We start from the raw sequence: 26067 nt of genomic DNA, 5'->3' as shown, positions 1-26067 counted from the left end.
ATTCAAATTTCAAGCATTATTTTTCTTAAATACAGATTCTGGGGATTCACCCATAATAAGCCTCGCTTGTTCACAATAACTTATTTTTTCATTCCAAGCATAATTCCTTATTATATCAACAAATGTTTCAAATAATTGTCCATGTTTCTGATAGAGACGATTTATTTGATTGTTTATTTCGGATTGTATCTCGTTCATAAATACTTTTTTACCATGTGGGTTAGCTGCAGTTTTAAATAAAGCACTTATTTTTTGAGTATAACCCGATAATAGAAACCTTTCATCTGTATAATAATTTATCAAATTTACTAAATCAGCCCTTAAATCTGGACATTCAAACAAAAACCCATTTAGTTCTCTTTGTGCTTCATAGTAGATATTCATAGGTTGAATCACTCCTCACTTTAATATCATGTAAGCACTTACAATATTTGTGTAAATATTACCATCAAGAATACAAATATTCAAAGTCCATATAAGCCTAAATTTGTTCAAATTAGACGATTTTCCGTACGGTAGGGTTTCTCATTATTTCGCAGTATTTCTTCAGTTTGCTCCCGATTTCATAAATTAGAGAAATAGCATTTTAATCTTAGGCTAAGATTAAAAAATATTGTAATGTTCGTACTCGATAACATGAATCCATTAATAGAAGTGATATTTTTACAAATAAATCGGTCTTGCAGTCCGAACACTTCTCCAAAAACGCCCTATTCAAGCGTTTTTCAGCATTCAAGACCACAAGACCGCACATTTTCAAAGTATGACAAGAAATAGTTTACTGAAAAATATCCCTTATATTTATTATATTATTCTTTGGTCTATTGGTCTAACAACCCTCAAACCCTTGATAATACTACATTTTTACGAGACCGCACCGAGACCACTAGACCAATTATGATATATTAGCCAAATCAATAACCTCATTCAGATTATACCTATCCACCAACTCCTTTAATTGATTATTTGAAATGCAGTACATTCTGGTCTTTTTACCGTTAATCGTAGCCCTCTCACAAGAAATATGAAATTTATTGTTAAGCATTGTCGTGAGATAATTCTTTGATTTTAGCCAGCTAAACTCTTCAGTCCCCTTAAACTTATTGAATACTTTATCCGAATCATAAAACATCGTATTCCCATCAATTTTGACTGGTTGTAACGTCGGAATAATGTCAATGAGTATACTAATCAGTTTATAGGAATCATTCTTTTCAATATTTGCTTTAGATCTTTCTTTGCTGGATTCTATTGAAAACTGTTTAATCTCCTCTTCTAAATTAGTATTACTCTCATTATCGATGAATTGAGCTAGAGAATACAAGACTTCCCAAATATCTTTTTCACGATCTGACAATTCAAACGGCAATTCAATAATGTTGCTATCATAAGTTTCCTTAATTGGATTTGCATATTGTAAGCCACATATATATAGATCATCTCTTAAATCTTTTAGGAACTTATCAGTTTCATTGTCGATCTTATATCTTTGGACTTCAATACCTTTCGGTTTCTTAAACATCTTTATTCTTATGCATCTGTCCATTAGTACATCAGAAATATCATCAATTCCTGCAAACATTTTTGGCGAATACGATGAGAAGGCTACAGGTTTAAAGGAATCTCCTCTTCTTTCATTTCTTATGACAGTAGCTTCAGCATTAAATCCACTATTTAGCAATGTCATAATTCCCTGTTGATTATCCTTCTTTAACTTTTCAAATTCGTCAATCAACAACGTTGCTCCATCAACATCAACGAGTCTAAAGACCGAAGCCTCCGAATGATTGACTGCCATTACTGCATTAAACGCTAATGGTACAATCACTTCCATGACTCTGCTTTTGCCACTTCCCTTATCAGCATTTAGCCAAATATACGGATAATATCTAAATATTTTATAAAAATATGTACCAATAACCCACAAAGCTAATATTGGAAAAATTCTATCGTCTTCAAAGACAATATACTTTTTCATATGTGTATTTATTTTGTCAAAGCATTGATATAGACTGACTTTTCTAATGCCTTTGATAAAATCAACTGCCGTTACTGCTCTTAGATTACACATTGCAGGAATATTTCCGTTTCTTAACTTAATACCCATATCCTCGAAATCATCATATTTAACTATTTTTTTATCAGAATTAACCAAATAATAGATGTCATTATGTACGAAGGTATACACCATACTATTTATATAAAAATCCTGCGAAGGATTGATTACTACGGTTTGCTGAGTTTCTTTCAACTCAGCAAGAATTTCTTTTGTGTATTTATCTATTTTAGCTGTCTTCAAATTATTTTCTTCTCCCTTCATTACTCGCAAGCATTATAATGGTTGTTGGTTGCAAATTTAACTCGAAAAGTATTTTTAATAACTCTTCAGAATTATTAGTGGGAACAATTTTGATTTCGTTGTCAACAATACTGTCTTTCTTTTCTCTTTTTGGTTTACTCTTTTTATGAGTATTGAATACTTCGTTCTTATGTACGATTACACAATTTTCTGGCGAAAACCCCAAATTAGGATTTATTCTTTTTAAAAATGATTTGCCAGGCACATAATTATTTTTATTGTGAAATAAATAATAGTTAAGTAATCCGACCGAGCCAGTCCATTCCTCTGAGAATTTAATATTTTTTGCTATAAATGACTTTCTTTTACTAGGTGATTTTTCATCACAGTGGCTTTGATTGGCAACCCAATTAGCCATTATTTCAGTGAAATATGGAAGTCCCTCTTGAACATTTTGAGGAACCTGAATATTACTTGTTTTATTATTATCTTTTATTTTCATTTGTTTTTCCCCTTCTCATTAATTGATTTTATAATTCTGCTGCTTTAAAATTTCAATTTTATCTTGACAACATACGCCGCCCTGACATACAATACAAAAGTGTATTGGGAATGCATTTTTGCTACTTTTTAAGAACTAACTAAAAACTACAATAAGATTATAGATTTCACCTCCTTTAATTTAATATCTTAGAACTGGTATAAAGGCATAGACCACCCCCTTTAATTTAATAGTATATTTAACCTGTTGGTATGTAATCCAAACAAGTACAATATCAATGCAAAGCAAACACAGTAAGCACAGCAAAATTAAGCTGTGTTATTTTAATTTCTAAATATTGAAGATAATAAAAAAAGTGCCATTTTCATTATAATTACAGCACTTACCGGCTTGGTTTATGTAGCTGTATTAATTCTTGAATTCTAAAAAATCACCTATCCTTTTTGGATAATCTAGGAAATTTAAAAATATGCATAAATCTCCCACTGCTTCTATTACAAGTAGATAATACCGAAATTGTTCTGTCAATAGATTTTTTTATTATTTTTATAAAACTGATGAAGCTGATGAAGAGTTGAAACAATTTTTCTTGCAATAATGAATATTACAATTAATTTCCGCAAAGACATAGAAAGCTTCATTTTTTACTAATATTTTCTTCCCGGAATGTTATTATTTTATAGCAAAAACCATTATGTTCAATAGTATCATCAAGGAATTTACCAATCAAATTCTTTTCTAATGGCTTCATTAATACTTTATTGTATTTATCTTCTAGCTTCACATCAAATATTTCACCGTTTTGAATATCTTGCAAAGTTACAATATCCCCATAGTCAACCGAGCGATATTGGAAAACCTCAATATCATTAGTAACTTCTACCTGACAATTTGATATCTGACTTTTTGCAGTATTCACAAAAATATATTGGTTATGGTATTCAATGTAATTCCGGTCGATATCATGTTTTAATTTTATTTGCTCATTATTCAACGGATTATTTGGATTAAAATGGATTACCGTTTTTGTATAAAGATCAATGGTGATTGAACCTCTATCAAACATTGCATGATGATTTGGGCATAGAACAATCATATTTTCAATGACATCAGCTCCATTATGTTCCCCCAGTGGTCTTATATGATGAACTTCGCTAAGAAAGTTATCAGGGGATACTTCTATTGCTTCACCGCAGATTTGGCATTTATTTTGATATAAGGCTTTAAGATATTTTACGATGGTTAGATTTCGGTTTGTTGCTGTAAATGTTCTAAGCTTCTTTTGTGGTTCGAGGCTTCCCTTAGTTGGAATTAATAAATTATCTTCAACGGATATATTTATGTTCGTTATTATTTTTTTATTTTTCATTTCGTCTTTGACAGAACTTACAATCAATACATTGGCAGATATGAAATCATTCTCTATTTGATCATTTGGCTCTTTTGGCACTATCTCTATATGCTTGATATCTTTATATAAGGAATTTACTTGTATTTCACTTTTTGTTTCCTTAATGATTTCCTTTGGTAGTTCATTCTTCTTATGTTCAATGTTAGAATTCCTTCCGTTCATTAATGCCTTTTCTTCATAATATTTTTCCATCAATATTTCATATGTTTCTCTATTATATTCACGTTTCTCATTTGCTCTTTTTTTACTGAGACTAATTATTTTATCTTCATCAAATTCATAGAATACAATCATACTGTTATCTATTTTACTTATTTGGTGATTGAGGAGTTCCCTCATATCTTCTTTACTAGCTTGGCTCAAAATAAGTTTTATAACCTTATTCATATTTTTAGAAAGTTGAGAGGTACAAGACATAAAATGTAAACTACGAGAACTTTGATATATAAATTTCAGTTTTAAATTATATGGAATATTTACAATATATTCATTTTTATTAAATTCATAGTCACCTATTAACCTTATGGTAAATCCTAATGTTTTGTTGGAATAAAACCTTCTATTCTGCTCTTCTAAAATTTGCTCATAAAAATTATGAAAGTTCTGGTTCTTATCTAAATCGCAAATAATTCTTTTCGCATCATTAAGAATGATAGCATTCTTTTTAATTCCATATACTGTGGTATATTCTATTAAGGTGCAATGCGAAAGTTTTTTTATAATACTGAAATTGTCATAAATTACTATCATAAATTATTTCTCCAAATATATTCCAAAAGTCTAACCTCTTATTTCTACAGTTACCATTCCCTTCCTGCAATTCTTAAGCAAACATTTATTTTTTCTGCTATTCCTTACTCCACATAGCCAACACTTTATAGTTTAAATTCCGCTTCAAAATCATCTTTTCTATAACTAACAACTAATTAAAAAATCCCTCAGAAGTGCTTTATGTGGCTCTGAGGGGTATTGTAATTATCTTAGTCTAATTGTCTTTCTATCGAAACAAAACTTTTCAAGAGGATTATATCTATCAAAATCCCTCTTCAAATCATCCGAAAACATATTTACATATTCTTTGACTATTTCGATACTTTGATGACCTAAAATCTTTTGCAAACGAAATATGTCACCGCCTGCAAGAATCCAATTCTTAGCAAAACTATGTCGGAACAAATGAACTGAAGTTTTTTGAACACCTCTTTTTCTATTATATTTTAAAACCGAATGAGAAACACTTGTTTCCAATAGCTTTGTTCCTGTTTCTGAACAAAAAACATAGTCATTCTCTACTCCTTTTCTGTATTTTAGATATTCATCAAGTATACTTGTTAACGATTTTGTAATTGGAATAATTTGCTGTCTTCTGTTCTTTGTCACCGAGTATTTTATTATGGCACTTTCTAAATCAATGTCTTTAATCTTAACATTAACCAGAGTTCTTACCCTGCACCCTGTACCAACAAAAAAGTTTATTATGACCCATGTTCTATATTCAGGGAAAGAACACTTTTTAGTATCTGGTTTTTTTAGAAGAATTATTAGTTCATCATCCGTATATGCCTCTTTTATTTTTGTATTCCCTTTAAGAAGAGTGATTTTTATTTTGGAGACATAGCCTAATTCAACCCAATAATTGACCATTGCTCTTAAATATCTCAGGCAAGTGTTAATGCTCTCAATACTATTCATATGAAAATTTGCTTTTAGAAAAATTGTATATTCTGCTATTACCTTATCATTGATTTCTGCCAATAATCTGTTTGCCCCAAAATACTTTTCAAAATAATCATAAGTCATTCGATAGTTTCGTATTGTTGCTCCTGACAAATTTTTTACATTGGCATACTGCAATACCTCTTTAAATCCCTCTTCCAAAGACACATTTCTTTCATTCTTCATTGAGATTCGCATAATCAATCCACCTCTACATTTTTATTGCAGAGTTTAGGAAAAACAAAAGCAATTCACCCCTTATTTTTCACTAAAAGATGAATTGCTCTTATTTGTATGCCTTTTAACCTGAAATGCTGGCAAATCCAGCAATTATCTCCTGTGGAGCCGATGGTCGGAATCGAACCGACGACCTGCTCATTACGAGTGAGCTGCTCTACCCCTGAGCCACATCGGCAAGCTATACTTGATTGCATTAGCTTAAACAGTATATCATACGATTTTTACTTTGTTAAGGGCAAATTTTATTAAATAACAAAAAATTTGTGTAAAAATTTATCCAAATATTAATGGTAAAATGAATGATATATAGGAATTACTTTCAAAGATACCAAATTTACCGGGTTGTATGATTGAACTTTCTGCTGACGATAATAATAAGTAAAAACAAAGAAATATGGAGGAGGATGATCGTTATCACAGACATACGCCTAATAGTTATTGCCTTGACACCCGTAATTGCACTTGGTCTAGCCGTCTATTTTACAGACCGTTATGATAAAGAGCCTCTCAAATTGATTTTTAAAGTGTTTATCTTGGGCTCTTTGGCTGTGATCCCCATCGTCTATATTGAACGGTTTCTTACATCACTCAATATATTCACCGGTGCTGCCGCAGCTTTTTTTAGCGCATTTATCGTCGCAGGATTTACAGAAGAGTTCTTTAAAAGGGAAGTTGTACTTCTTACCGCCTATCGTAACCGAGCGTTTGATGAAAAACTGGATGGTATTGTCTATGCCGTATTCGCCTCGCTTGGTTTTGCGATGGTGGAAAATATTATGTATGTCGTCATCAACTTTTCAGCAAACCCTTATGTAGGTCTTTCCCGGGGAATATTTTCAGTGCCAACGCATGTTCTGCTTGGGGTAACGATGGGTTACTATCTGTCTTTAGCTAAATTCTCAAAAGACTCTAAGTCAGAAAAAGCAAACCTACGAAAAGCATTAATTGTTCCGCTGGTTCTGCATGGTTTCTTTGATTTCATCCTGATGTCTCAGATACCGATATTGCTTACGGCTTTTATCCCCTATGTGATTTATTTGTGGATCACTAACTTAAGAAAACTTAATCACTATTACAGAGATTCCAAGGAAAAAGCGTCAAGACATCATTCGTTGAAACAAATATAAGAAAACTGTGGCACGCAGACCTGATTTTGAGGTGTAAAGAAAATTCAAGAATGGTGGTAGTATTATACCAGAAACAGAGGACACCGCTGGCAAACAGTATCCTCTGTTTCATTTTTTCATACTATTCTGTATCTTGTTTTCATACTACTTTTGCACTTGCCCACTCAGCTTAGGGATTATGTTGGACCCGGCCTTCTCTTTCAAATTCCTCCCGAGGTTTAAACAGCAATGTTATGCAATATAGCCCGCTTAAACCAACGATTGCATAAACAATTCTCGGGGGAATAGGGCTGATCCCGCCAAGTAATGCCTTAACAAGATCAAATTGGAAGAAACCGATAAGTCCCCAGTTGATTGCACCGATGATAACAATGGCCAGCAAGATTTTCTGCCAAGTACTCATTTACAAAGATGCCTCCTTATGAATTTGAAATATATTTGTTAATATCTTTTCAAATTAAATGCAATTTTATACTTAGAATGTAAAATTATCTATACCTTTATTATTAATCACGCTAGACGGCAAGTACCCGCCAGTATAAACTGACGGGTACTTCTTCCGCTACAGGGCGGATAGCCTTTAAGAAAGGTATCTACCTTACGGTATTTTTCCTTTCCCCACTATTATTTTAGCCTGCAACCTAAAAAATATGCCTGTCCTTCATCGGCAAATACTGGATTATAATATTTAACCAAAATATTAACACAAGAAGTATATAATTATTACAATTTAGATTTATTGGTTTAAATATACTATTTTGGATAGAATATTTTATTGATTAATCAGCAATAAACATATATTATTATATTATCTTCGTTTTACTCATTTAGTTTCATTTAATGCACTTATACTTTTTTACAAACCTTCCAGCAGGAAGGTTTTTTTCATTGTAAATTTATGAAATTCCGTTGATGAGTCTCTTGCTTTGTTTAATGATTCTTTCATTTTTTGATATTTCAATTGTTTTGTTATATTATTGAATACTAATCTTCATAATTGCGCAGGACGGAACGCATGACTTTACCGGATCTGGTCATCGGCAATTTCTCATGGATATGGACTTTGATCGGCGCCTTCAAAGAAAACCGTTTACGGATATAGCTTTCTACTTCACTGCAGTACGTTTCTCTATCTTCTTTGCCCAGGAATGAATCTTCTAACGCGAGATATACCTTAAGCACCGGATTTTCGCCATCCTGACGGCTGATAATGACTCCTGCCCCTAGCACTTTTGGGTAATTATATAAGGAAGACTCCATCTGATAATAACTGACAAAATTATCTTCTTCGACGAGCCCTTCCAGTTCTCTATCATATGGCATATTAACATCTTGTAAAAGCGCATAACCGGACATGATAACCCCTCCATTCGCCCCTCTGACACGATCTGTACAATGATGAAAGACAAAATTATGAATTCAATGAAATATACTATATTTTAAGTCTGATTGTATTATAATAGAATATGTGGCCTTTGACTCGGGTTAGCAGGCTAACAGTATGTATCTGCCGCTAAACGGTCATAATTTATAGGCCAGGTGTAATTAAAAAATCTCAGAATCGACTTTATATGTGATACCATTTGCTCACTATTTGGGTATAATGTAGTAGGATTAGAATACCGGAAGGAAAGATGACCATTGCCATTACATATTCATTTTGTAGGTATTAAGGGAACCGGAATGAGTGCCCTTTCTCAAATAACCCCTATGATCATAGATGCTTGTATCACCGGGTCTGACGTACCCCAGCGGTTCTTTACGGATGCTGTTTTAGAGAAAGCCGGCATCACAGTTTTAGATTTTGATCCCGAGAATGTCACGTGTGCCGACTTGGTTGTGACATCGGCGGCCTATGATAACAGTCATCCTGAAATAGCCAGAGCTATCGCGTTGAAAATTCCTGTGCTGACGTATGCGCAGTTTTTAGGACAGCTTATGGCTAAGAAAAAAGGCGTCTGTGTTGCCGGAACTCATGGCAAGACAACGACGACTGCTATGGCAGGTAAGATACTTCTTGACGCGGGGCTGGATCCTTCCATTGTCGTCGGTAGTGACGTCCCTTGTATCGGGGGGAACTCCCATGCCGGTCAGGGCGAGTTATTTCTGGCAGAATCCTGTGAATACCGCAGACATTTCTTAAATTATGCTCCCGAACATTTAGTGATAACCAATATGGAATTAGACCATCCTGACTATTTTAAAGATCTCGATGATGTCATTTCAGCATTTAGTGAACTGGCTTGGAAACTTCCCGCCAGTGGAAACCTCATTATATGGCATGAAGACCTCAATCGCTCTCGAATAAAGACAAAAGCACCTGTTACGACATTTGGGTTTTCTCCGGAAGCCGATGTTCGAGCAGTAAATATTGTATTTGACGACGCCGGCAGTACGTTTGACGTCATGCTCGGAGATCAAAAACTCGGCAATCTGCATCTGACCGTTTCAGGTAAACACAACATTCTCGATGCTTTAGCCGCAATCGCCTTAACCATAAAATTAAACATCCCTGTCTCGGTCATTTTGGAAGCACTGAGTAATTTCAACGGGACAAAAAGAAGATTTGAACGACTGGGGACAAAACACGGCGCGGTTATCGTGGACGATTATGCTCATCATCCAACAGAGATCCAGACCACCTTGAACGGCGCCAGATTATCCTATCCCAACCGCAGGATTCGGGCCGTATTTCAACCCCATACATTCAGCCGCACGGAAAAACTACTCTATGAATTTTCTCAGGCATTTCACGATGCGGACGAGGTCGTTATCGCAGAGATTTTTTCCTCTGCGCGAGAAAAAAAAGCGGGAACCCATTCCGTCTCATCGGCTAAGCTTGCGGCATTAATGCAGGAAACGGGTATTACTACACGGTATTTTTCCACCCTTGAAGAAATAAGCTCCTATCTCGATCAAACCCTTGAGAAAAATGATCTTGTGATTACACTGGGTGCCGGTGATGTTTACAAAGTCGGCCAAAATCTTGTTTGCTAAACGCAATATACTACAGCATCACGTGTGCCAAAGAGTGTAGCAAACATAATACCCAATTTTTTATCCAGGAGACATCATGAAAAAGACGCTTATCCTTATTGGTATAATTATTACCTTATTCACAAGCGGCTGTAACCAAACCACAGCGACGGATACTCCCAATTCCAGTACGAATGTCAACACAAAAACAAATCCCAACACGGATTTACCGTCCGCGCAGGACAATCCGCAAAATACCCAGTCGGCTATTCCGGTGGATACATTCCTGCTTCGGGTGGGTGCCGCTGCTCAAGGAACTATCGACTATCACGATGTGAACAGCATAGCGGTTCTTGTCAATAAGCAAAATGACCTGCCAGCCGACTATGTCCCGTCAGATCTTGTCAATGTAAATATTCCTTTCACTTTTAAAGAACAAGCTCCAAAAAGAATGCTTCGTCAGGAAGCTGCGACCAAGTTAGAGGAACTATTCAGCGCTGCTAAAGAACAAAATATTATTCTTTACGGCGTTTCCGGTTATCGCTCCTATCAGACCCAAGAAGGGCTTTTTGCCAACTTTGTCCGCCGGTATGGCAGCGAGGAAAAAGCCAATCAAATCAGTGCTAAACCAGGGCAAAGCGAGCACCAAACCGGCCTGGCTATGGATGTCACATCCCAAAGTGTTAATTTTGGACTTGAAGAAACATTTGGTGCCACAGATGAATTTTCCTGGTTGATAGCGAACGCCCACCGGTTCGGCTTTATTATCCGCTATCCCAAAGGCAAGGAATACCTGACCGAATATACCTACGAACCCTGGCACCTTCGCTATGTTGGTGTGGAACTCGCGTCGACACTTTACAAACAAAATATTACTTTTGAAGAATATCTGTTCTTCAAAATTTAGGGAGACAAAAGGGACGGGGGGACAAAGGGGACGGGAGACAGCCGGGACGAAAGGGCGGGGGACAAAGGGGACGTAGACCTTTGTCCCCTTAAAAAAGGAGACAAAGGTCTACGTCCCCTTTGTCTCCCAACGTTCCCTTTGTCCCCCCCGTTATTCTGGTAGGTTAATTTTTACTGATCCTGTCGATATGCATGACAACATCGTTCCAATTATAGCAGCGGATGACCCCATCCGGAAGATGGCCTTGGTTATAGGGCGCATCCATTAATAGTACAGGAACACCAAGGGAAGCAATCTCTGTGGAATTGGAAATAAAATCATCGACAAATACGTCAATACCGTGTTCTTTCACCGCCATTGTTTTACTAAGCCCTCCGGTGAATACGCTGGCGGCGTGTGGAATCTGCTTTTCTTTCATCCATTTCAACGTGATCTCTTCTTCTGCCCCGGTCTTTCTGGCTGTGATATAAACGATTTCATGTCCTGTTTCAACCAATGAGAGAATACTTTCCACTGAGCCGCATACCGGGTCCGGTGTAGAAAAAAGATATTCCATATTTTGATTGAAGAAGTGGTTTAACTCTTCCCAATCGACATCATAAACCTTTCCAAAGTCGTAATCGTCTATTTGAGGAATACTTTTTCCATACTTCCGATTAAGTTCTTCCGTAAAGACAGGAAAGCTGTCCGCAATAACGCCGTCGATATCCAGTCCAATCCGTAATTTCATCCAATTCTTCCCTCTAATCTCTGATATAACGAAAAATAGCTGCCACCCGCAGCGGCTTTTTTCAATAACCGTAAAAACACGCATAAATATGGTATTTTTGCAAAGATCATTTGCGAATATTACGCTAAGTTTAGACATGATAGTTAATCTTTATGATTTATTCTAAAGCATTTTTTTAACTTAATCCACAATATCCACAATTTTATCCACAAAATCCTTAACCAGCTTACGGTTTTTTTCCAGCACTCCTTGATTTCCGCCGAACATCGCAGGGTGTATTTATTTTTGATTTTTACACATTATTGTTACATTATAAGTACATATTCTTAATATATTCTTACAATGTTTTATTATAATCCATAAGATTACACAATGATTTTATATACTCGTTTTCTCGACTATATTTTACCTTTTCACCAAACAAGTTCCTGCAGTTGGGATTTACTTAAGCGGATAGATTCACGTACCATCTCCGGGGCAGGCCCTCCGATGACACGGCGTTTCTGGACACAGGTCTGCAGTGAAATTGCGTCGTAAAGATCTTCCTCAAAGCAATCGGATACTTTTTTGAGCTCGGCCAAGGTCAAATCTTCGAGTGCACAGGATCGCTGCGAACACGCTAAAACGAGCTTACCGACAATGGCGTGAGCTTCTCGGAAAGGGACATTCTTTTTTGCCAAGTAATCTGCCAGATCGGTTGCGTTGGTGAAACCTTTCTTTGCTTCCCTCTCCATGACGTCGGCATTAACTTTCATCGTAGCCAGCATCGGTCGCATGACGAGCAACGATTTCTGGATGGTATCCACGGCATCGAAGACGCACTCTTTATCTTCTTGCATATCTTTATTATATGCCAAGGGTAAGCCTTTCATCACTGTAAGCAATGTGATTAAATCGCCGTAGACCCTTCCTGTTTTCCCTCTGACTAATTCGGCAACATCCGGGTTTTTCTTCTGCGGCATGATGCTCGAGCCTGTGGAATAGGCGTCGTCGATGGTGATGAAAGAAAACTCCCCACTGGACCAGATGATTAACTCCTCACATAATCGGCTGAGATGCATCATCATGATAGCGGCGCCGGACAAGAATTCCAAGGCGAAATCCCGGTCACTGACCCCGTCCAGACTATTGAGGGTCACCCCGTCAAAGCCAAGTTCTGCTGCCACATCGTCTCGACGCAAAGAAAAAGTTGTTCCTGCCAGAGCTCCGGAACCTAACGGGGATAGGTTCAGCCGTTTGCGGGTATCACCCAGTCTCCCTAAATCCCGAAGGAACATCTGGACATAGGCCATCAGATGATGACTGAGGGTTATGGGCTGTGCTTTCTGCAGATGGGTATAGCCGGGCATCCAGGTTTCGATGTGTTTGTCGCTAAGTTCAAGCAGTGTATCCAGCAGCGCTGCCAAGAGATCCTTTGTATGATCGATCTCCTCTCGTAAGAAAAGACGAAAGTCAAGAGCCACCTGGTCATTACGGCTTCGGCCGGTATGTAGCTTTTTGCCGGTGTCACCGATCCGTTCCGTGAGGAGCTTTTCGATATTCATATGGATATCTTCGGCTCCGATTTCAAATTCTATCTTTCCTTGGGCGATATCGGCGAGTATTGCTTCAAGGCCCTGTATGATCTTTTCCGTTTCTTCTGATGAGAGAATGCCAATGGTACCGAGCATTCTGGCATGGGCTATACTGCCTTGGATATCAAACTTATAAAGACGCTGATCAAAGGATATCGATGAATGGAAATCTTCAACGAGAGAATCGGTATCCTTTTCAAAACGACCGCCCCATAATTTCATGGTAAAACCCCTTTCTGGAAAAAAATTTAGCGCAGTCCCGACTTTCTTTCCATCAGGGCACGGACCTTGAGCGGTAACCCAAACAGGTTAATGAAGCCTTCGGCATCCTTTTGATTATAGACAGCATCCTCACCAAAAGTCGCAAACTCCTCATTGTACAGAGAATAAGGCGATTTGATTCCCACCGGTACGCAGTTGCCTTTGTATAACTTCATACGGACCGTCCCGGTGACATTCTTTTGGGTCACCTTAACAAAGGCATCCAGTGCCTCTCTGAGCGGGGAATACCAGACGCCGTCATATACCATTTCCGCATATTTCAACGCAATCTGTTCTTTATAATGCAGGGTTTGGCGATCCAGAGTCAGAAGCTCCAATGCCTGATGAGCGGCATAAAGAATCGTGCCCCCGGGTGTTTCATAGACGCCGCGCGATTTCATGCCAACAAGTCGGTTTTCGACCATATCCACGATGCCAATGCCATTTTTCCCGCCAAGGTCATTCAGTTTTTCGATGAGGGCGATGGGTGAAAGCGTTTCACCATCGATGGCCATCGGAATTCCCTTTTCAAAATCGATCTGAATATACGTTGCCTTGTCAGGGGCATTCTCCGGGGCAACCCCTAAAAGGTAGAGATCTTCTTTAGGTTCGTTCCAGGGGTCTTCCAGATCGCCGCCTTCATGGCTTAAATGCCAGAGATTACGATCCATACTATAAGGACGATCCTTGGTTACCGGAACAGGAATACCACGTTCTTTGGCATAGTCAATGGCATCATCCCGGGATTTGATGTCCCATATTCTCCAGGGTGCAATGATTTTAAGATCGGGATTCAACGCTTTGACAGCGAGTTCAAAACGGACCTGGTCATTTCCTTTGCCGGTCGCCCCATGCGCAACAGCCACCGCGCCTTCCTTTTCAGCAATTTCTACCAAACGCTTCGCAATAAGGGGACGGGCAAAGGACGTACCCAGCAGATATTTCCCTTCATATACGGCACCGGCCTGCAGTGTTGGGAATATAAAATCAGTAATAAACTCTTCGCGCAAATCTTCAATATACAGTCTTTCAGCACCAGTCTTACGGGCTTTTTCATGGAGTGGTTCAAGTTCTTCTCCCTGCCCAAGATCTGCCGCCATAGCAATAACATCATAACCGTAATTTTCTTTCAGCCAGGGAATAATAATCGAGGTATCCAATCCCCCGGAATAAGCCAATACTACTTTAGCCATCTTCAATCTCCTTTTAATAGTAGAATTTTCTATACTATTTCTTAATGATTTAACTACATGACAAGTGCCATGATCGCTTTATGTGCATGCAGCCGATTCTCCGCTTCATCAAAAACCACCGACTGGGGTCCTTCAATCACCTTATCTGTAATCTCTTCCCCCCGGTGAGCCGGCAAGCAGTGCATCACAATGGCTTCGGGGTGCGCAGCTTGAAGAACCTCATCATTGATTTGGTATGGCGCAAAGACATTTTTGCGGATCTCCGACTCTTCTTCCTGACCCATGCTTGCCCACACATCGGTGTAAAGCACGTCTGCATTTTTTGCGGCAGCCACCGGGTCCTCCACAACCATGACCGATCCTTTACTTACAGCCGCATTCTTCCAAGCCATATCCAAGATCTCCGGTACGGGTTGGTAACCTTGCGGCGATGCAATGACAATATGCATTCCCATCTTTGTTCCTCCAAGGATCAGGGAATTAGCCACATTATTACTGTCCCCGATATAGGTCAGCTTCATTCCTTCCACTTGTCCTTTATGTTCCTTGATGGTAACCATATCCGCCAGTATCTGGGTCGGATGCAGGAAATCACTTAACCCATTAATGACCGGGATAGAGGCAGATTGAGCAAGATCAAGGACTTCCTGGTGACTGAAGGTCCGAATCATGATCCCGTCCACCATCCGCGAAAGAACACGGGCTGTATCGGCAATCGGTTCCCCACGGCCCAATTGGATATCTCTGCCGCTGAGAAACATGCCGGAACCACCCAGCTGATAGATGCCTGCTTCAAAGGCAACTCGTGTCCTGGTTGATGACTTCGTGAAAATCATCGCCAGAACTTTCCCTTGGAGAACCGGATGAGGAATCCCATTTTTCCTATCCTGTTTCAGTGCAATCGCAACATCAATCATATGCGCTATCTCTTCTGCAGTAAACGCGTTCAAGGTAATAAAATCCCTACCTTTGAACAGTTCCTTTTTTAACTCAATCATAGCCTCTATCTCCTTTACAGATTAATCCACCACGCTATGCATTAATATACTGACGTATTGCATTATTATACCAATGCATGCATAAATATTCAATAATTCTTTTGAAAAATTAATAACTGCTTACTATGTCTATAAAAGATACTATCCTCAGAGTTAAAACAGGATTAACTCTGAGGATTATAAGAAAAGCACGCAATTCTATGTAGTTCTTATCCATTATATCATGCCGAATATTACTGTAAAAGCAGTTACATCACAAGGTTACCCAGGAAGGAGATGATAAAATAGGCAATCGCTGCAACAATTGCTGTTGAAGGTATCGTTAATCCCCACGCCGTCAACATTTGCTGAGCGACGCCCCATCGCACTGCGGAAATACGTTTCGCAGCGCCAACTCCCATGATCGAACCGGATACGACATGCGTGGTGCTCACCGGCAGATGCAGTCCCGGTAAGGCTGTCGCCAGCCAAATGACGATTGAAGAAGACAAATCAGCGGCGAATCCGTTGATCGGTTCAATTTTAAAGATCTTCCCACCAAGGGTATGAATGATGCGCCAGCCTCCCGCAGCTGTTCCGGCTGCAATGGCTACGCCGCATAATATTTTAACCCAGAGCTGGACGTCCAAAGTGGTTTGGGCACCGGCAGCAATAAGCGCCAGAGTAATGATCCCCATGGATTTCTGAGCATCATTGGAACCGTGGTTAAAGGCCAGGGCTGCGGCAGAAACTACCTGCAGACGTCGAAAAATACTGTTTGTTTTCATCGGAGCCTTATTCCGAAAGAGGTAATACAGAATGGTCATAATTAAAAATCCTAAACCCATACCAATAATTGGGGAACATAAAAGAGCAATGATAACCTTTTTTATCCCGGCAATCTGCACAATTGCTAAACCGCCTTTGGCAATTCCCGCACCCAAAATCCCCCCAATAATCGCATGGGAAGAACTGCTGGGAATTCCAAAATACCAGGTCAGCAAATTCCATAATATCGCACTGATCAACGCCGCTACCATGACCTGGGATGTAGCGCTATTAATATCAATGATATCCTTGGCAATGGTTTTTGCTACCCCTGTACTGTACATCGCCCCAACAAAATTAAGTATTGCAGCCATAATAATAGCGGCCCGCGGCGACAATGCCCTCGTTGAGACTGACGTTGCAATGGCGTTAGCTGTATCGTGAAATCCATTAATAAAATCAAAGACAACAGCAAATAAGACAACAAGGACAAGGGCAATCGTTATACTAGACATATTTCAGCACGACCCCTTTGATCACGAGGGCGAGATCTTCGCACCGGTCGGTAGCATCTTCCAGGTGTTCCAGGATCTCTTTCCATTTGATGACTTCAATCGGATTTTTTTCTTCTTCAAATAATTTGCCGACTTCGCTGCGGTAAAGGCGGTCCCCTTCGCTTTCCAGCTTGTTCACTTTTACTGTGTTTTCCAAAATCATATCCAACTTCGTTCGAATATTGGGAAGGTTGTCTATGGATGTCTTAATGATACGATTGGATTCGTCCAACACCTGGATTAACTCTAAAACACCCGAATGGGGCGGTATTGCCTTATACATGATCATCCGTTCCAGTGCACCTTGAATAAAGTCAATAATGTCGTCCATGGTAGTTGCTAACGAATAGATATCTTCCCTGTCCATAGGGGTAACCAGAGTCTTATTCAGGTTGTCGATGATTTTTTGGGTTATGTCATCGGCACGATGCTCCAAATCATTGAGTTCTTTCATTTTTTCCGGAAAACTAGCAGGATCTTTAACTGCTTCCAGTAAAAGCTGTGAACTTTCACAAATCAGCTCAGCGCTATCTTTCATCAATAGAAAAAAGTCATTTTCTTTTTTAGGCACAATTATTCCTCCTCCATGCCTGCATATGGCCTTATACCTTCGTTTAACTGCTTTTTTTCTTGACTAATATCATTAATATTCGCTGTTTATCCATCATTATCTTAGCACACACCCAAACTATAATATACTTCATTAATGAAAAATAAGCAAAGAAACTATAGTCACTTTTTTCATTTATAATAGGGGGATGAGCCAATGCGGCAATTCAATTCCGCGTTATTTCTTACGATTTCTACAAATTCTAGTACCTTGTAACACCTAAAACATGCTTTACTCGACGAGAAAATTTCCGTATAACAAGGCTCCGGATTGAATTATTAATGCATGGTCCCCATTTTGTTATCCGGTAATACCTTTTGGCCATTTGGGGGATAGGACTTGGTAAAGGCCCTGTCGAGCATAAGCTTGATTCGGTTGATCTGATTAACTTCACTGGCTCCGGGATCATAATCGATGGTGACGATATTCAGTTGGGGATAACGTTCTTTCAATGTTTTGATCATGCCTTTACCCGTGATATGATTCGGTAGGCAGGCGAATGGCTGCATACAGACAATATTGTTTGCTCCCTGCTGGATCAGTTCTACCATCTCTGCGGTGAGCAGCCATCCTTCCCCGGTATTGTTGCATAGTGACAAGAGCGGCCTTACACTATCAGCCAGCTCGTTAATCGTTGGCGGAACATCAAACCGTTTACTTTCTTTTAAAGCTTCCCGAAGATCGTCACGATAGCTTTCAGCATAGCGGACAAAGAGATTGCCGAGGGTTGCGGTAATCTTTTTACCCGCTAGGAATTTATTCTCTATTTCCTTGCCATAGCCGCAGTACAGGAAAAATTCCATCAGGCCGGGAACGACCATTTCGGCGCCTTCTTTTTCGATGAATTCGGCCATGTGATTATTTGCCGCCGGATGAAACTTGACTAAGATCTCACCCACCAAACCCACACGTGGCTTACGGTAAGGATAAATCTGAATACTTTCAAAATCCCGGACAATTCCCTTTAGGTTCTCACGAAAAACAGGACGGTCCCCCGTGCGGAGATTCGCTTTGCAAATATGCAGCCATTTACGCAAATACTCTTCTGTCGTTCCCGCATCGACTTCATAGGGCCTGACCCGATAAAGAACCTTCATCAGTAAATCGCCGTATATGATTGCCATGACGGCTTTGTGTCCCATAGCCAGGGAAAGCTTGAACCCCGGGTTTTTCTCCAGCCCGGCAACATTCAGCGATATGATTGGAATATTTTCAAAGCCATTGGCCTGAAGCGCCTTTTTCAAAAGCCCAAGGTAATTGCTGGCTCTGCAGGGACCACCTGTCTGACTCATAATAAGAGCGGTATGTCCGACATCGTATTTACCGGATTTTAAAGCTCTCAGTAATTGTCCAATAATAATAATAGATGGATAACAGGAGTCATTATTGACGTATTTGAGACCTTCTTCGATATCTTCTTTCTCAACCTCAGAAAGAACTTCCAGTTTATATCCTTCAGAACGGGCCACCGCTTGGACAAGTTCAAAATGGATGGGGGCCATCTGTGGTGCAAGAATGGTATGCGTTTTACGCATGTGTTTCGTAAAGATTGGCCGCGTCTCTTCTTGCATTAAGGACTGCTCTGCCTGAAATTCGTGCACGCCATCTTTTTCCCGCCAGTGTGTTCTGGCTTCCATCGCTGCTTGAAGAGAGCGAAGTCTTATTCTTACCGCACCCAGATTATTGACCTCATCAATCTTTAATAGCGTATAGATTTTCCCTGCGCGATGCAGGATCTCCTGGGCTTGTTCCGCAGCAATCGAATCCGGTCCGCAGCCAAATGAATTCAGTTGAACTAACTCAAGGTCAGCCCGACGCGCGACAACATCAGCTGCTTCATAAAGACGCGAATGGTACATCCATTGATCAAGCACTCTTAGCGGCCTCCGAACATTTCCCATATGCGCAACAGAATCTTCTGTCAGCACCGCCATCCCCAGTGACGTGATCACTTGCGGGATTCCGTGATTGACCTCCGGGTCCAGATGATATGGCCGTCCGGAGAGTACGATCCCTCTGCTGTTATTTTTTTCAAGCCAAGCGATGACCTCTTCTCCTTTGTGCCGGATATCCTCCTTAAAGTGGTGATCTTCAAGCCAGGCAGCTTCCAGCGCCGTGATTACGTCTTTCCGGGTTATCGAAGACAGTCCCTTAAAATTAGGCTGTTTTTTTATTTCACTACGCTGTAACGTCTTAAATTCTTCATATAAACGGTGACTAAGCCTCTCCTTATTGTCATAAGGAAGAAAGGGATTCCAAAAAACGACCCCGTTATCTCTGAGAATATCCATATTTGCTTTGATGACTTCCGCATACCCGTTGACAATCGGACAGTTAAATGCGTTATCTACACCTGCAAATTCCTTTCTTTCCCGAGGGAGACACGGGTAGAAAATGAAGTTAATCCCTCGGTCGACAAGAGCAGCTATATGACCATGGACTAATTTGGCCGGAAAGCAGGCTGTGTCCGATGACACGGTTTCAATACCAGCCTTATAAATCTTTTGGTTGGACATCGGCGAGAGAACAACCCGAAAGCCAAGTTGCGTAAAGAAAGTGTACCAGAACGGGTAGTTCTCAAACATATTAAGCACGCGAGGAATCCCAATGGTTCCCCGATAAGCTTGTGCCTCGGGAAGAGGCTCATATTCAAATAACCGTTTAAGCTTATACGCATAGAGATCAGGAATATTCAGAGAAAGATCACGTCCTGCACCCTTTTCGCAACGGTTTCCGGTAATGAACTTACGTCCGTCATTGAAGCGATTAACGGTTAACAAACAGTTGTTAGTACACATCGCGCAGCGTTTGGCGCTCGTCGATACCCCGAATTGGTTTACTTGTTCAAGGGGTATGAGGGTCGATGCCATTCCCTCTTGCCAGGCGTTACAGGCAATGAGAGCTGCACCGTAGGCACCCATGATACCAGCGATATCGGGGCGGATCACTTTTTTACCCGTGATTTGTTCCAGGCTGCGAACCACAGCATCATTCAGGAAAGTCCCACCTTGGACAATAACCTTATCACCCAAGTCTTCCGGACTTTTTATTTTGATGACCTTGTATAAAGCATTTTTAATAACGGAATATGCTAGACCGGCAGATAAGTCACTGACTGTCATCCCTTCTTTTTGTGCCTGTTTGACTTTCGAATTCATAAAAACTGTACAACGAGAGCCAAGATCAGCCGGTTTTTCTGCTATCAATCCCTGATTGGCGAAATCCTCAACTGTCATATTCACCGATCGTGCAAATGTTTCGATGAACGATCCGCAGCCGGAGGAACACGCTTCATTGAGCATGATGTTATCAATGACACCGTCGCGGATACGCAGGCATTTCATATCCTGGCCCCCTATATCCAGAATCATATCCACTCCGGGCAAAAAATGTTCAGCTGCTTGATAATGGGCAATCGTTTCAACAACTCCCATATCAAAAGAAAGCGCGGCTTTCACCAGATTCTCGCCGTAACCGGTTACAGCAGAGTATCGGATCTGCACGTTTGCTGAAAGTTTAGCGTATATCTCTTTTAAAATCGATACCGCTGCATCGAGAGGACTTCCTTCATTATTAATATACGCAGAATAGAGAAGCTCCCCCTCTTTGTCAATTAACGCCGCCTTCGCCGTCGTAGACCCAATATCCATGCCCAGAAAACAATTACCCTTATATTGCTCCAGCCCGGCTTTTCTTGTTTTGTTTTTAGCCTGACGGGCAACAAAACGTTGGTAATCACTCTCATCAACAAAAAGCGGCTCCAGCGCAGCCGTTTCGTATTTGAACAGATTTTTATCGATCTTGAATTTTTGATGGAATTGTTCAAATGTCCATGCCAACTCCTGTGCTGATTCATGTTTTTGAGCCGAGGCGAGGGCAGCCCCGATGGCCGCATAGACCTCCCCATTTTCAGGGATAATCATCTCCTCGTCTTTTAAAGCCAGTGTTTCCTGAAAACGGCGTCTGAGCTGGGGCAGGAAATGCAGCGGACCTCCCAGGAACCCGACTTCCCCCTTAATCTTGCGCCCGCAGGCTAACCCACCGATGGTCTGATCGACCACCGCCTGAAAGATGGACGCGGCAATATCTTCCTTGCGCACCCCTTCGTTTAAGAGCGGCTGAATATCTGTTTTAGCAAAAACACCGCAGCGGGCTGCCACCGGATAGATTGTCCGATAACCTTCCGCCAGTTGATTGAGACCCGCGGCATCGGTCTTTAACAGAACCGCCATCTGATCGATAAAAGCGCCGGTCCCGCCGGCACAAATACCATTCATCCGCTGATCCAATCCGTTTTCAAAGAAGGTGATCTTAGCATCCTCCCCGCCCAGTTCAATAACGACATCCGTACCGGGCAGAAACCTGTCCACTGCTTTGCTGCAAGCAATCACTTCCTGAATAAACGGGATATGCAAATGCTCCGCAACAGCCATGCCGCCGGAGCCTGTAACCGCTGCCGTCACAACCCGTTGTCCGTCAGCATATTTTTGATAAACCTCGTCAATGAGTTTTTTCAGCGTACGCCATATATCGGAATAATGCCGTATGTACCTGCTGTACAGCAGGGTGTCATTCTGGTCTAAAAGTGCGAGTTTGGCTGTCGTGGATCCGACATCGATACCGAGGCGAAGGAGTTCAACTGTATTTTTCTGATTATTATCCTGATTGATCTGATTACTTATTCCGGTTCTGTTATCATTTATTTTTATAATTTCCGATTCAAGAATAAAGATCCCCTCCAAAGACATGATGCAAAGTTATTTTGCCAATTGGAGGGGTTATTATTCATACAATAGTGACCTTCGCTGTCTATTTCATATACCGTTTTAATTTAATGTAGAAATTCTCTCTTGTTCCGGCAAGAATGACAACGATCGGAGCTAATCTTATTCCCGGAAATAATGAACGGTTTGGCCAAAAAGCGGAAAGGACATTTATCATCCGGCCGCAATGCCAGCTCGCCAAAGGCAAACCGTATAAATTAATTATTTCTAAATTATTGCAAGCTAATAACTATAAATATTTGTAAGAAAACCGGATAAGGTCATTACCTTCACCACCGCCGAATCCCAAATTGAGGATCCGGATATGAAGGGCAGTAGCATAATCATCGCGTGACTTAACCTCCCCGCACATGGATAAGCTCCCCTTGGAAGCAGACAGTTCTAATAGCAAAACTGTTCTGACAAGGCGGAGCTTTTTTTATGTCTTATATTAATAGTTTTTAACAAAAAAATTTTGAGAATATTTTCACATTTAGAAAATTCAATTTTCTGTGGTAAGTGCCAAGAGCATCAAGTATAATAAAATGCAAAGCCTTTTTAGCAACCTTATCAACCTATGTCCATGCAGGTCTCATATAGCGCTTAGTGCGTTACCCAGATAATAATGGGATTTTAAGGGGGATAATTATGAATAAGCAATTATACCGATCTTCCCGCAATAACGTCATTGGCGGCGTCTGTGCCGGCATCGCAGAATATTTTGAAATTGACCCGACAATCGTTAGGCTGATTTGGGTTCTGGCGCTTTTTGCCGGCATAGGGATCATTGCTTATATTGTGTGCTGGATTGTTATTCCCGAGAAACCGATCAGCCCGTTTGATACTTTCCAGGATGCATCCGCTGCCGGCGATAGCTACGAATCTCAGAGAAATGCGGCTGTCAATAAAGAAAAAGGCATCCGAATCCTGGGGGCTGCCCTGATCGTTATCGGTGCGCTCTTCTTATGTGACCGTTTCTTTGGCTGGTTTGACTTTAGTGTGGTTTTCCCCATCGCGTTGATTGCTGTCGGTGTGTATGTTTTATTTGCAAAGGAGAAAAGACCATGAAGAAAAACCTCACCCTCGGGATCGTCATCATTCTGATTGGTGTCATTTGGCTGCTTGGTAATCTGGACATCTTCTCGTTTTCATACGTTAATATATTTTTCAGAGCACTTGGACAGCTTTGGCCGTTGATCCTCATCGGTATCGGAATCAGTATCCTGATTAAGGAGAAACCCCTAATCAAACTTATCGTCTGGATCATTATTATTCTATCTGTTATGGCCTATGGGATCTATGGTTATAATGCCAACAACCGATATCAAGGCGATGACGCCGGTGACAGACTCCCTCGCCATACCAAGACAATTATGAAGGATACGGGGACAAAGGAAGGTCAACTTCGCTTACCCTATGGCGCGGGTGATTTTTCGATAACAAGCACGGACCAGGGTCTGCTGAATTTTGAGACCAACTACGACCTCAAATATGATTACCGGTTGGAGAATGACAGTAAAATGGCGGTTGTTGACTTTACCACAGCAAACGATAATTTTATTACAGATTATGATTTTGACAAACTCTACTGTAAGCTTGCCCTAAACACGGACGTTGTTTGGGATATGGATATTGATCTCGGCGCTGCCCAAGGAAGCCTGGACCTGACGGAAATTCCGGTTAGCCATCTTGATCTGGGAACCGGCGCTGCCGATATCGATCTCTATCTTGGCAAGCAAAATAAGTTCACAGACGTTACTATTGAATCCGGTGCATCTGATCTGGATATTCACGTACCGAAGGATGCCGGCCTGAAGATTACGCTGAAAAGTGCTCTGACAGATAATAACCTGTCTGATCTTGGCCTGATCAAAGACGGCGATACGTATATTTCGCCCGGATTCCAAACACAATCAGTGCAAATCGTATGTGATATCAGCATGGGGGTGGGAAGTATCAAATTCTACACAGACTAATGTATCACGCCAGTTCATCGTGTGACATTTTACTGAACACAATGTCTCTTGGGCAACACACAGAGAAAATTTCATATTGACTAAGTAATCCTAAAAAACAATCACTTTGAGAATTTCTTTATCAAATTTATCATTTTGAGTTTTTTATCTGGAATTTTAATAACATCCTTTTGCAAAAAGTCCCGCATTTAATGCACTTTTCGAGTTTTTCATTATGGTTGCCTATTTTGGCACACTTCTTGCATGTATTTAATTAGTGAAATTCAAAAATTGCATAAAAGAAAAACATTGTAAAATTATTCACAATTTACAGGGGAACTTTTTATGCAAAAAATTATTTTCTCAATATTTTTAATATTCAAAAGTATTAGTATATTTAAGGAGGAAGGTATTGCAGATGAAGAAGTTAGATCATTTAGCAGCCAGAGGAGTATCTCGGCGTAGTTTTCTCAAGCTGATGGCAGCAACCACAGCTGCACTGGGACTGCCTGCCGCAGTGGGTCCAAAGGTAACCAATGCCGTCGAACAAGCATTAAATAAGCCGCCGGTTGTTTGGCTCCACGGTATGGAGTGCACCGGCTGTTCAGAATCACTGCTGGCGACGCTTAATCCATCCGCTGCAGAGGTTGTTCTGGATATGCTGTCGATCCGTTATCACGAAACCATTATGGCTGGTCAGGGCTATGTGGCAGAAGAAGCTTATCATGAGGCCATCCAAGGTGATTTCGTTCTGGTTGTTGAAGGTGCTATACCCCCCAATGAAGCCATGGACATGTACTGTATGGTTGCCCAAAAACCCTTTAGAAAAACCGTCCTTGAAGCGGCACAGAAAGCCAAAGCAATTATTGCTGTCGGCAGCTGCGCCACAGATGGTGCCGGTATCCCGGGTGCCTGTGAAGTCGGTGCTGTCGGTGTCCGCGACCTTTTGAAATTAAATAATATTAACAAGCCGGTGATCAATCTGCCCTGTTGTCCGGTCAAACCGGCGACCATGTTGGGTACGATTGTTTATTATCTTACCTACAACGACGTTCCGCCTCTCGATGATCAGGGCCGTCCTACTGTGTTTTATGGCAATCTTTTGCATGACAACTGCCCGCGGCGGGGTCAGTTCGAAGCCGGCAATTTCTTACAAGACTGGAACGATCCCACTCAGAAAGACTATTGTCTGCTTCTCAAGGGCTGTAAAGGTCCAAAAACCTATACCGACTGTGCCCAGGTTTGGTACAACGACAACACCAACTTCTGCATCAACGCCGGTTCACCCTGTTCAGGCTGTTCCGAAACAGGATTTTTCGCGAACTTCAGCCCGCTGTATCAAAAACAAGAGATGTTCAAACTACCTGGCGTCGGGCCCGTCAATGTGGATACCGCCGGCAAAGTGGTAGGCGGTGTGGCAGTCGCAGGCGTTGCGGTTCATCTGGCTGCGTCGGCAGCAACCGGCCGTTTGAGCAAAAAACATGGACACGAGGAGGAATAAACG

General features: G+C 40.7%; 21 protein-coding genes and 1 tRNA gene. 7 read left to right on the top strand and 15 right to left on the bottom strand.

The window, feature by feature from the left end; all coding sequences use genetic code 11:
- Positions 1-9: 9 nt before the first annotated feature.
- The 6 genes from LPY66_RS04205 to LPY66_RS04180 form a co-directional block, all read right to left on the bottom strand.
- On the bottom strand, positions 10-384 hold the full coding sequence (locus tag LPY66_RS04205; RefSeq protein ID WP_337986850.1) for a hypothetical protein: 375 nt from the start codon (positions 382-384) through the stop codon (positions 10-12).
- 511 nt (positions 385-895) lie between these two features.
- Positions 896-2320 carry a hypothetical protein gene (locus LPY66_RS04200; RefSeq protein WP_337986849.1) on the bottom strand — a complete coding sequence of 475 codons (1425 nt, stop codon included), beginning with the start codon at positions 2318-2320 and terminating at the stop codon, positions 896-898.
- On the bottom strand, positions 2301-2801 hold the full coding sequence (locus tag LPY66_RS04195) for a hypothetical protein (RefSeq protein WP_337986848.1): 501 nt from the start codon (positions 2799-2801) through the stop codon (positions 2301-2303). Before LPY66_RS04195 ends, LPY66_RS04200 begins: the two co-directional genes overlap by 20 nt.
- A gap of 637 nt (positions 2802-3438) precedes the next feature.
- Positions 3439-4962 (bottom strand): HNH endonuclease, encoded by a 1524-nt coding sequence (locus LPY66_RS04190; RefSeq protein ID WP_337986847.1) that lies wholly within the window; start codon positions 4960-4962, stop codon positions 3439-3441.
- A gap of 225 nt (positions 4963-5187) precedes the next feature.
- A complete protein-coding gene (locus LPY66_RS04185; protein ID WP_337986846.1) occupies positions 5188-6126 on the bottom strand; it encodes a tyrosine-type recombinase/integrase in 939 nt (312 codons plus the stop codon).
- A gap of 142 nt (positions 6127-6268) precedes the next feature.
- A tRNA-Thr gene (locus tag LPY66_RS04180) sits at positions 6269-6343 on the bottom strand.
- A gap of 229 nt (positions 6344-6572) precedes the next feature.
- On the opposite strand from LPY66_RS04180, the gene LPY66_RS04175 reads away from it, so the two are divergent.
- Positions 6573-7295 (top strand): PrsW family intramembrane metalloprotease, encoded by a 723-nt coding sequence (locus tag LPY66_RS04175; RefSeq protein WP_337986845.1) that lies wholly within the window; start codon positions 6573-6575, stop codon positions 7293-7295.
- A gap of 169 nt (positions 7296-7464) precedes the next feature.
- On the opposite strand, the gene LPY66_RS04170 is transcribed toward LPY66_RS04175, so the two are convergent.
- A complete protein-coding gene (locus tag LPY66_RS04170) occupies positions 7465-7698 on the bottom strand; it encodes a DUF378 domain-containing protein (protein WP_337986844.1) in 234 nt (77 codons plus the stop codon).
- 581 nt (positions 7699-8279) lie between these two features.
- Entirely contained in the window at positions 8280-8651 is a 372-nt protein-coding gene (locus LPY66_RS04165) for an AMP-binding enzyme (RefSeq protein WP_337986843.1), read from the bottom strand.
- Between the two features lie 285 nt (positions 8652-8936).
- On the opposite strand from LPY66_RS04165, the gene murC reads away from it, so the two are divergent.
- Both murC and LPY66_RS04155 read left to right on the top strand, forming a co-directional pair.
- A complete protein-coding gene (murC, locus tag LPY66_RS04160; protein WP_337986842.1) occupies positions 8937-10292 on the top strand; it encodes a UDP-N-acetylmuramate--L-alanine ligase in 1356 nt (451 codons plus the stop codon).
- 76 nt (positions 10293-10368) lie between these two features.
- Positions 10369-11178 (top strand): M15 family metallopeptidase, encoded by an 810-nt coding sequence (locus LPY66_RS04155; protein WP_337986841.1) that lies wholly within the window; start codon positions 10369-10371, stop codon positions 11176-11178.
- A gap of 163 nt (positions 11179-11341) precedes the next feature.
- Here the strand turns inward: LPY66_RS04155 and LPY66_RS04150 are convergent, their stop codons facing one another.
- The 7 genes from LPY66_RS04150 to LPY66_RS04120 form a co-directional block, all read right to left on the bottom strand.
- Positions 11342-11992: a 5' nucleotidase, NT5C type gene (locus tag LPY66_RS04150; protein ID WP_337986840.1), complete on the bottom strand. Its 651-nt coding sequence runs from the start codon at positions 11990-11992 to the stop codon at positions 11342-11344.
- A gap of 329 nt (positions 11993-12321) precedes the next feature.
- Positions 12322-13704, bottom strand: a complete 1383-nt coding sequence (gene argH / locus LPY66_RS04145; RefSeq protein ID WP_337986839.1) for an argininosuccinate lyase — start codon at positions 13702-13704, stop codon at positions 12322-12324.
- A gap of 26 nt (positions 13705-13730) precedes the next feature.
- On the bottom strand, positions 13731-14936 hold the full coding sequence (locus LPY66_RS04140) for an argininosuccinate synthase (protein WP_337986838.1): 1206 nt from the start codon (positions 14934-14936) through the stop codon (positions 13731-13733).
- Between the two features lie 53 nt (positions 14937-14989).
- Positions 14990-15934: an ornithine carbamoyltransferase gene (gene argF / locus LPY66_RS04135; RefSeq protein ID WP_337986837.1), complete on the bottom strand. Its 945-nt coding sequence runs from the start codon at positions 15932-15934 to the stop codon at positions 14990-14992.
- A 248-nt stretch (positions 15935-16182) separates the two neighbouring features.
- Positions 16183-17196, bottom strand: coding sequence for an inorganic phosphate transporter (locus tag LPY66_RS04130; RefSeq protein ID WP_337986836.1), 1014 nt, complete (start codon positions 17194-17196; stop codon positions 16183-16185).
- Positions 17189-17806: a DUF47 domain-containing protein gene (locus tag LPY66_RS04125; protein ID WP_337986835.1), complete on the bottom strand. Its 618-nt coding sequence runs from the start codon at positions 17804-17806 to the stop codon at positions 17189-17191. The genes LPY66_RS04130 and LPY66_RS04125 overlap by 8 nt, the downstream gene beginning before the upstream one ends.
- Before the next feature lie 317 nt (positions 17807-18123).
- Entirely contained in the window at positions 18124-22593 is a 4470-nt protein-coding gene (locus LPY66_RS04120) for a 2-hydroxyacyl-CoA dehydratase (RefSeq protein ID WP_337986834.1), read from the bottom strand.
- Positions 22594-22709: 116 nt separating this feature from the next.
- Between LPY66_RS04120 and LPY66_RS04115 the strand changes: the two genes are divergently transcribed.
- From LPY66_RS04115 to LPY66_RS04100, 4 genes are all read left to right on the top strand, one after another.
- A complete protein-coding gene (locus LPY66_RS04115) occupies positions 22710-22874 on the top strand; it encodes a hypothetical protein (protein WP_337986833.1) in 165 nt (54 codons plus the stop codon).
- A 382-nt stretch (positions 22875-23256) separates the two neighbouring features.
- Complete coding sequence (locus LPY66_RS04110) at positions 23257-23676, top strand: PspC domain-containing protein (protein WP_337986832.1); 420 nt, start codon at positions 23257-23259, stop codon at positions 23674-23676.
- Entirely contained in the window at positions 23673-24584 is a 912-nt protein-coding gene (locus LPY66_RS04105; protein ID WP_337986831.1) for a LiaI-LiaF-like domain-containing protein, read from the top strand. Before LPY66_RS04110 ends, LPY66_RS04105 begins: the two co-directional genes overlap by 4 nt.
- Positions 24585-24981: 397 nt before the next feature.
- Positions 24982-26064, top strand: coding sequence for a hydrogenase small subunit (locus LPY66_RS04100; protein ID WP_337986830.1), 1083 nt, complete (start codon positions 24982-24984; stop codon positions 26062-26064).
- Positions 26065-26067 lie beyond the last annotated feature (3 nt).

Source organism: Dehalobacter sp. DCM, assembly GCF_024972775.1.
Classification (GTDB): Bacteria; Bacillota; Desulfitobacteriia; order Desulfitobacteriales; family Syntrophobotulaceae; genus Dehalobacter.
This window is presented reverse-complemented; position numbering and strand designations above follow the sequence as displayed.